This is a genomic window from Streptomyces sp. SID486 (genome assembly GCF_009865385.1).
Lineage (GTDB): Bacteria > Actinomycetota > Actinomycetes > Streptomycetales > Streptomycetaceae > Streptomyces.
Genome location: NZ_WWJT01000607.1, coordinates 23,292 through 30,789, shown reverse-complemented (window position 1 = coordinate 30,789; position 7,498 = coordinate 23,292). Strand labels below are relative to the sequence as shown.

Sequence of the window (7,498 nt, the reverse complement as noted above, 5' to 3'; positions counted from 1 at the left end):
AGCCCGGCCCATGCCCCCGCGCCCGCTCCGGCTCGGCAGCCCGCGGCCCCGGCTGCGCCTGGTCGCCCTCGCGCTGACCCTGGTGCTGCTCGTCTTCGTCGTACGGCTGCTCCAGGTCCAGGCCGTCGACGCGAGCGCCTACGCGGCACGGGCCGAGCAGAACCGCTACGTGGTGCACACCCTGCCCGCGGAGCGCGGCGAGATCACCGACCGCAACGGCGTCGCCCTCGCCGTCAGCGAGGACGCGTACGACATCACGGCCGACCCGACCATGTTCGCCGCGAAGCAGCTGAAGATCCAGGACGGCCCGGAGCGGGCCGCCGCGCTGCTCGCGCCGATCCTCGGCCAGGACCAGGCCGCGCTCGTCAGGAAGCTGCGGCCCGAGAACAGGAACTCCCGCTACACCCGGCTCGCCGTCCGGCAGACCCCGCAGGTCTGGAAGCAGATCAAGGACCTCAAGAGCGCGCTCACGAAGAAGGGCGAGACCGACCGGAGCACCGTCAACGTGCTGGCCGGTGTCTTCGCCGACCCCAGCAGCCAGCGTGTGTACCCCAACCGTGACCTGGCCGCCGGGATACTGGGCTGGGTCAACGCCGACGGCCAGGGCGGCGGCGGCATCGAGCAGCAGCTGGACAAGCAGCTGTCCGGCAAGGACGGCGAGCTCCGGTACGCCCAGTCCGGCGGGCGCGAGGTGCCCACGGCCGGGTCCACCGAGACCCCCGCCGTGCCCGGCTCCGACGTCGAGCTGACCATCGACCGCGACATCCAGTGGGCCGCCCAGAACGCGATCAGCGAGCAGGTGCGGAAGTCCAGGGCGGACCGCGGCTACGTCATCGTCCAGGACACCCGCACCGGCCAGATCCTCGCCATGGCCAACTCACCCGGCTTCGACCCGAACGACCTGTCGAAGGCCGACGGCGAGGCCATGGGCAACGCGGCCCTCCAGGACGCCTACGAGCCCGGCTCCACGGCCAAGGTGATGTCGATGGCGGCCGTGCTGGAGCGGAACGCGGCCACCCCGCTCACCCACGTCGTGGTGCCCAACCGGCTGCACCGCGGTGACCGGCTCTTCCAGGACGACGTCGACCACGCCACCTGGTACCTCACGCTCAACGGCGTGCTCGCCAAGTCCAGCAACATCGGCACCATCCTGGCCACTGGCCAGCTGGGCAGGAGCCAGCCCGAGGCCAACAAGGTCCTCCACTCGTACCTGCGCAGGTTCGGCATCGGCGGCTACACCGGCCTCGGCTTCCCCGGCGAGACGCCCGGCATCCTCGCGCAGCCGCAGAAGTGGTCCACCTCGCAGCAGTACACGATCCCTTTCGGCCAGGGCTTCTCCATCAACGCGATGCAGGCCGCCTCGGTCTACTCGACCATCGCCAACGGCGGCGTCCGCGTCGAACCGAGCCTGGTGCGCGGGACCAAGGGCGCCGACGGGCGCTTCACCCCGGCGGCGAAGCCCCGGCAGGCACGGGTCGTCAGCGAGGAGACCGCCAAGAGCCTCGCCCAGATGCTGGAGTCCGTGGTCGACGACGAGCAGGGCACCGGCATCAAGGCCCGCATCCCCGGGTACCGGGTGGCGGGCAAGACCGGCACCGCCAACCGCGTGGATCCGGCCACCGGCCGCTACCGCGGCTACACCTCGTCCTTCGCCGGCTTCGCCCCCGCCGACAACCCGCGGATCACCGTCTACTGCGCCATCCAGAACGCCACCTCCGGCAGCTACTTCGGCGGCCAGATCTGCGGTCCCATCTACAAGCAGGTGATGGAGTTCGCCCTGAAGACCCTCCAGGTCCCGCCGACCGGGGCGAAGGCCGCCAGCCTGCCCGTCGACTACAAGCCCTGATCAGCACCACGGAAACACCAGGAACCAGCTCGTGACAACGATCACCCCCGGCGCCGGGAACCACGGGGCCGAGAACCCCTCACTTCGCTCCCGGGCGGGTACGCCCGGTACGCTCACCGCCGTGCCACACGCTGATCAGTCCCAAACCACCCAGAAGGGCGCTTCCGTGACATATCCGGGACCGCCGCGACCGGTTCAGGTCTCCGCCACACCCCTCGCGGAACTCGCCGATCAGCTGGGTGCCGCCGCTCCGGCCGGCCCCGCCGGGATCACGGGGATCACGGGGATCACCCACGACTCGCGCGCCGTCCGCCCCGGCGACCTGTACGCCGCCCTGCCGGGCGCCCGGCTGCACGGTGCCGACTTCGTCACCCAGGCCGCGAGCCTCGGCGCGGCCGCCGTGCTCACCGACCCGAGCGGCGCCGAGCGCGCCGCGGCGGCCGGCCTGCCGGTCCTGGTCGTGGACGACCCCCGCGCGCGGATGGGCGAACTGGCGGCCACGGTCTACGGCCACCCGGGCCGCGACCTGCTCCAGATCGGCATCACGGGCACCTCCGGCAAGACCACCACCGCCTACCTGGTGGAGGGCGGCCTGCGGACCGCCCGTGCCACCGGCCTCGTGGGCACCGTGGAGATGCGCATCGGCGACGAGCGCATCAAGTCCGAGCGCACCACCCCCGAAGCCACCGACCTCCAGGCCCTGTTCGCCGTCATGCGCGAGCGCGGTGTCGAGGCGGTCGCCATGGAGGTCTCCAGCCACGCCCTGGTCCTCGGCCGGGTCGACGGCTGCGTCTTCGACATCGCCGTCTTCACCAACCTCAGCCCGGAACACATGGAGTTCCACTCCGACATGGAGGACTACTTCCGGGCCAAGGCGCAGCTCTTCACGCCGGAGCGCAGCAGGCTCGGCGTGGTCAACGCCGACGACGAGTACGGCCGCCGGCTCGCCGAGGAGGCGACCGTCCCGGTCGTCACCTTCTCCGCCGAGGGCCACCCCGACGCCGACTGGCGCGCCGAGGACGTCCAGGTCGGCCCCACGGACTCGACGTTCACCGTGGTCGGCCCGGACGGCCGGCGGATCCACGCCAGGTCGCCGATCGCCGGCCCCTTCAACGTGGCGAACACCCTCGCCGCCGTCGTCGCCCTCGCCGTCGCCGGCCTCGACCCGCAGGCCGCCGCCGACGGCATCGCCGCCGTACCGGGCGTCCCGGGCCGTCTGGAGCGCGTCGACGCCGGGCAGCCCTACCTCGCGGTCGTCGACTACGCCCACAAGACCGACGCGGTCGAGTCCGTGCTGAAGGCGCTGCGCAAGGTCACCAAGGGCCGGCTGCACATCGTCCTCGGCTGCGGCGGCGACCGCGACCAGACCAAGCGCGCCCCGATGGGCGCCGCCGCGGCCCGCCTCTCCGACACGGCCGTACTCACCTCCGACAACCCCCGCTCGGAAGACCCCCTGGCCATCCTCGCGACCATGCTCCAGGGCGCGGCCTCCGTGCCCGCGCACGAGCGCGGCGAGGTGCTCCTCTTCGAGGACCGGGCCGCCGCCATCGCCGCCGTCGTGGGCCGCGCCCAGGCCGGCGACACGGTGCTGGTCGCCGGCAAGGGCCACGAGCAGGGCCAGGACATCGCCGGCGTGATCCGTCCCTTCGACGACCGCCAGGTGCTTCGCGAAGCTATCCAGAAGACCCAGGGATGAACTTGTGATCGCCCTCTCCCTCGCCGAGATCGCAGCAGTCGTCGGCGGGCAGACGCACGACATACCGGATCCGTCCGCGCAGGTGACGGGACCGGTCGTCCGGGACTCCCGTGAGGTGGTGCCGGGCAGCCTGTTCGCCGCCTTCGTCGGCGAGCGCGTGGACGGCCACGACTACGCGGAGCAGGTCGTCGGGGCCGGTGCGGTCGCCGTGCTGGCCTCCCGGCCGGTCGGCGTCCCCGCCGTCGTCGTGGACGACGTCCAGGCCGCCCTCGGTGCCCTCGCCCGGCACGTCGTACGCCGGCTGGGCGCGACCCTCGTCGCCCTGACCGGCTCGGCCGGCAAGACCAGCACCAAGGACCTCATCGCCCAGGTGCTCCAGCGCAAGGCGCCGACGGTGTTCACGCCCGGCTCGCTCAACAACGAGATCGGGCTGCCGCTGACCGCCCTGTCCGCCACCGCGGAGACGAAGTTCCTCGTGCTGGAGATGGGCGCGCGCGGCATCGGCCACATCCGTTACCTCGCCGGCCTCACCCCGCCGAGGATCGGCCTGGTGCTCAACGTCGGCACCGCCCACATCGGCGAGTTCGGCGGCCGCGAGCAGATCGCCCAGGCGAAGGGCGAACTGGTCGAGGCGCTGCCCGCCGAGGCCGAGGGCGGTGTGGCGATCCTCAACGCCGACGACCCGCTGGTCCGGGCCATGGCCTCCCGTACCAAGGCGAAGGTGGTCCTTTTCGGAGAGTCGGCCGAAGCGGACGTACGCGCCGAGAACGTGCGACTCACGGACAGCGGACAGCCGGCCTTCAGACTTCACACACCCTCCGGTGCAAGCGATGTGACCATGCGCCTGTACGGTGAGCACCACGTGTCGAACGCGCTCGCCGCGGCCGCCGTCGCCCATGAGCTGGGCATGTCCGCGGAAGAGATCGCCCTCGCGCTCTCCGAGGCGGGCTCCCTCTCCCGCTGGCGCATGGAGGTCACCGAGCGCCCGGACGGCGTGACCATCGTCAACGACGCCTACAACGCCAACCCCGAGTCCGTGCGGGCCGCCCTCCGGGCGCTCGCGGCCATGGGCAAGGGGCGCCGCACGTGGGCGGTGCTCGGCAAGATGGCCGAGCTGGGGGACGAGGCGCTCGCCGAGCACGACGCCGTCGGACGGCTCGCCGTCCGGCTCAACGTCAGCAAGCTCGTCGCCGTCGGGGGGATTGAGGCCTCCTGGCTGCAACTGGGCGCATATAACGAGGGTTCGTGGGGTGAGGAGTCGGTGCACGTGTCCGACGCACAGGCGGCGATCGACCTGTTGCGCAGCGAGTTGCGGCCGGGGGACGTCGTACTCGTGAAGGCGTCCCGTTCGGTGGGGCTGGAGAGCGTCGCCCAGGCGCTCGCCGAGGCCGGTACCGGGCGTGGGGTTGATGCCCGATGATGAAGCAGATCCTGTTCTCGGGTGTCATCGGCCTCTTCTTGACACTGATCGGCACCCCGCTGCTGATCAAGCTGCTCGCCCGCAAGGGGTACGGCCAGTACATCCGGGACGACGGCCCCCGGGAGCACGCCAGCAAGCGCGGTACCCCGACCATGGGTGGTATCGCCTTCATCCTGGCGACGATCGCCGCGTACTTCCTGTCCAAGGTGATCACCGGCCAGACGCCGACGTACTCGGGCGTGCTGGTGCTCGGCCTGATGTTCGGCATGGGCCTGGTCGGCTTCCTGGACGACTACATCAAGATCGTCAAGCGGCGTTCGCTGGGTCTGCGGGCCAAGGCGAAGATGGCCGGCCAGCTGATCGTCGGCATCGGCTTCGCCGTGCTGTCGCTGCAGTTCTCAGACGCGCGCGGCAACACCCCGGCGTCCACGAAGCTGTCGTTCATCACCGACTTCGGCTGGTCCATCGGCCCGGTGCTGTTCGTGGTCTGGGCGCTGTTCATGATCCTCGCCATGTCGAACGGCGTGAACCTGACCGACGGTCTGGACGGTCTCGCCACCGGCGCCTCGGTCCTCGTCTTCGGCGCCTACACGTTCATCGGCGTCTGGCAGTTCCAGGAGTCCTGCGCCAACGCGCAGACCCTCACCAACCCGGGTGCCTGCTACGAGGTGCGCGACCCGCTGGACCTCGCCGTGGTCGCCTCCGCGCTGATGGGCGCCTGCCTGGGCTTCCTGTGGTGGAACACCTCGCCGGCCAAGATCTTCATGGGCGACACCGGTTCGCTCGCGCTCGGCGGTGTCCTCACGGGCCTGGCCATCCTCTCCCGCACGGAGCTGCTGGTGGCCATCATGGGCGGCCTGTTCGTCCTCATCACCATGTCGGTCGTCATCCAGGTCGGCTCCTTCCGGCTCACCGGCAAGCGCGTCTTCCGGATGGCACCGCTCCAGCACCACTTCGAACTCAAGGGCTGGTCCGAGGTCCTGGTGGTGGTCCGTTTCTGGATCATCCAGGGCATCTGTGTGATCGTCGGACTGGGCCTCTTCTACGCGGGATGGGCAGCGGACAAGTGACCTCCACCTCGGAGCTCTTCGACTTCCAGGGCAAGCACGTCACCGTCGCCGGCCTCGGCGTCTCCGGCGTCCCGGCGGCCAGGGCGCTGCACGCGCGCGGTGCGGTCGTCACGGTCGTCAACGACGGCGACGACGCCCGCGCGCGGGAGCAGGCGGCGGAACTCCGCGCGCTCGGCGTCACCGTGCGCCTGGGCGACGGCGCCACCCTGCCGGAGGGCACCGAGCTGATCGTCACCGCCCCCGGCTGGCAGCCGGACAAGCCGCTGTTCCTGGCGGCCGACCGGGCCGGTGTGCCGGTCTGGGGCGACGTGGAGCTGGCCTGGCGGCTGCGCGGGCCCGACGCGGCCCCCTGGCTGGCCGTGACCGGCACCAACGGCAAGACCACGACCGTCCAGATGCTCGCCTCGATCCTGACGGCGGCGGGCCTGCGCACGGCCGCGGTCGGCAACATCGGGGTCTCCCTGCTGGACGCGGTCCTCGGCGAGGAGCGCTACGACGTCCTCGCCGTGGAGCTGTCCAGCTACCAGCTCCACTGGGCGCCCTCCCTGCGGGCGCACTCGGCGGTGGTCCTGAACCTCGCGCCGGACCACCTGGACTGGCACGGCTCCATGGAGGCGTACGCACGCGACAAGGGCCGCATCTACGAGGGCAACAAGGTCGCCTGCGTCTACAACGTCGCGGACAGGGCGACCGAGGACCTCGTGCGCGAGGCCGACGTCGAAGAGGGCTGCCGGGCCGTCGGGTTCACCCTGGGCACGCCCGGCCCCTCCGAACTCGGCGTCGTGGAAGGCATCCTGGTCGACCGGGCCTTCGTGGAGAACCGGCAGAAGAACGCGCAGGAGCTGGCCGAGGTCGGCGACGTCGACCCGCCGGCCCCGCACAACATCGCCAACGCCCTTGCGGCGGCCGCCCTCGCGCGCGCCTTCGGGGTGCCCGCCACCGCCGTACGGGACGGTCTGCGGGCCTTCCGCCCGGACGCCCACCGCATCGCGCACGTGGCCGACATCGACGGTGTCGCGTACGTGGACGACTCCAAGGCGACCAACACCCACGCGGCGGAAGCCTCGTTGGCGTCATATGAACCGATCGTATGGATTGCGGGCGGTCTGGCGAAGGGCGCGACCTTCGACGAGCTGGTCGCCAGGTCGGCGAAGCGCCTGCGCGGCGTGGTCCTGATCGGCGCCGATCGGGCCCTGATCCGCGAGGCCCTCGCGCGACACGCCCCGGAAGTACCCGTGGTCGACCTCGACCGGACCGACACTGGGGCGATGCTCCAGGCGGTGACGGAAGCGAAGCGGCTGGCTCAGCCCGGCGACACGGTGCTGCTGGCCCCGGCCTGTGCCTCCATGGACATGTTCACCAACTACAACCAGCGCGGTGACGCGTTCGCGGCTGCGGTCCGCGAACTCGGCGCCTGACCCCGGCCGCCTGCCGGGCGGAACTTGGGAGGGACGCGTGGGACGGTC

At 71.5% G+C, this 7,498-nt stretch carries 5 protein-coding genes; all 5 read left to right on the top strand.

The window, feature by feature from the left end; translation table 11 throughout:
- Nucleotides 1-10: 10 nt before the first annotated feature.
- On the top strand, nucleotides 11-1,846 hold the full coding sequence (locus GT045_RS28445; protein ID WP_161335939.1) for a penicillin-binding protein 2: 1,836 nt from the start codon (nucleotides 11-13) through the stop codon (nucleotides 1,844-1,846).
- A gap of 166 nt (nucleotides 1,847-2,012) precedes the next feature.
- Nucleotides 2,013-3,542 carry a UDP-N-acetylmuramoyl-L-alanyl-D-glutamate--2,6-diaminopimelate ligase gene (locus GT045_RS28440; RefSeq protein WP_161335937.1) on the top strand — a complete coding sequence of 510 codons (1,530 nt, stop codon included), beginning with the start codon at nucleotides 2,013-2,015 and terminating at the stop codon, nucleotides 3,540-3,542.
- A 4-nt stretch (nucleotides 3,543-3,546) separates the two neighbouring features.
- The gene (murF, locus tag GT045_RS28435) at nucleotides 3,547-4,962 is read left to right on the top strand and encodes a UDP-N-acetylmuramoyl-tripeptide--D-alanyl-D-alanine ligase (RefSeq protein WP_161297993.1); all 1,416 of its coding nucleotides are present in this window, start codon (nucleotides 3,547-3,549) and stop codon (nucleotides 4,960-4,962) included.
- Nucleotides 4,959-6,032, top strand: a complete 1,074-nt coding sequence (gene mraY / locus GT045_RS28430; protein ID WP_202516598.1) for a phospho-N-acetylmuramoyl-pentapeptide-transferase — start codon at nucleotides 4,959-4,961, stop codon at nucleotides 6,030-6,032. Before murF ends, mraY begins: the two co-directional genes overlap by 4 nt.
- On the top strand, nucleotides 6,014-7,450 hold the full coding sequence (gene murD / locus GT045_RS28425) for a UDP-N-acetylmuramoyl-L-alanine--D-glutamate ligase (RefSeq protein ID WP_202529103.1): 1,437 nt from the start codon (nucleotides 6,014-6,016) through the stop codon (nucleotides 7,448-7,450). The genes mraY and murD overlap by 19 nt, the downstream gene beginning before the upstream one ends.
- Nucleotides 7,451-7,498 lie beyond the last annotated feature (48 nt).

What these genes read in the sequence shown, in the direction of transcription:
- GT045_RS28445 (WP_161335939.1), top strand. Translation starts at nt 11, where the DNA reads ATGCCCCCGCGCCCGCTCCGGCTCGGCAGCCCGCGGCCCCGGCTGCGC.
- murD (WP_202529103.1), top strand. Translation starts at nt 6,014, where the DNA reads ATGGGCAGCGGACAAGTGACCTCCACCTCGGAGCTCTTCGACTTCCAG.
- mraY (WP_202516598.1), top strand. Translation starts at nt 4,959, where the DNA reads ATGATGAAGCAGATCCTGTTCTCGGGTGTCATCGGCCTCTTCTTGACA.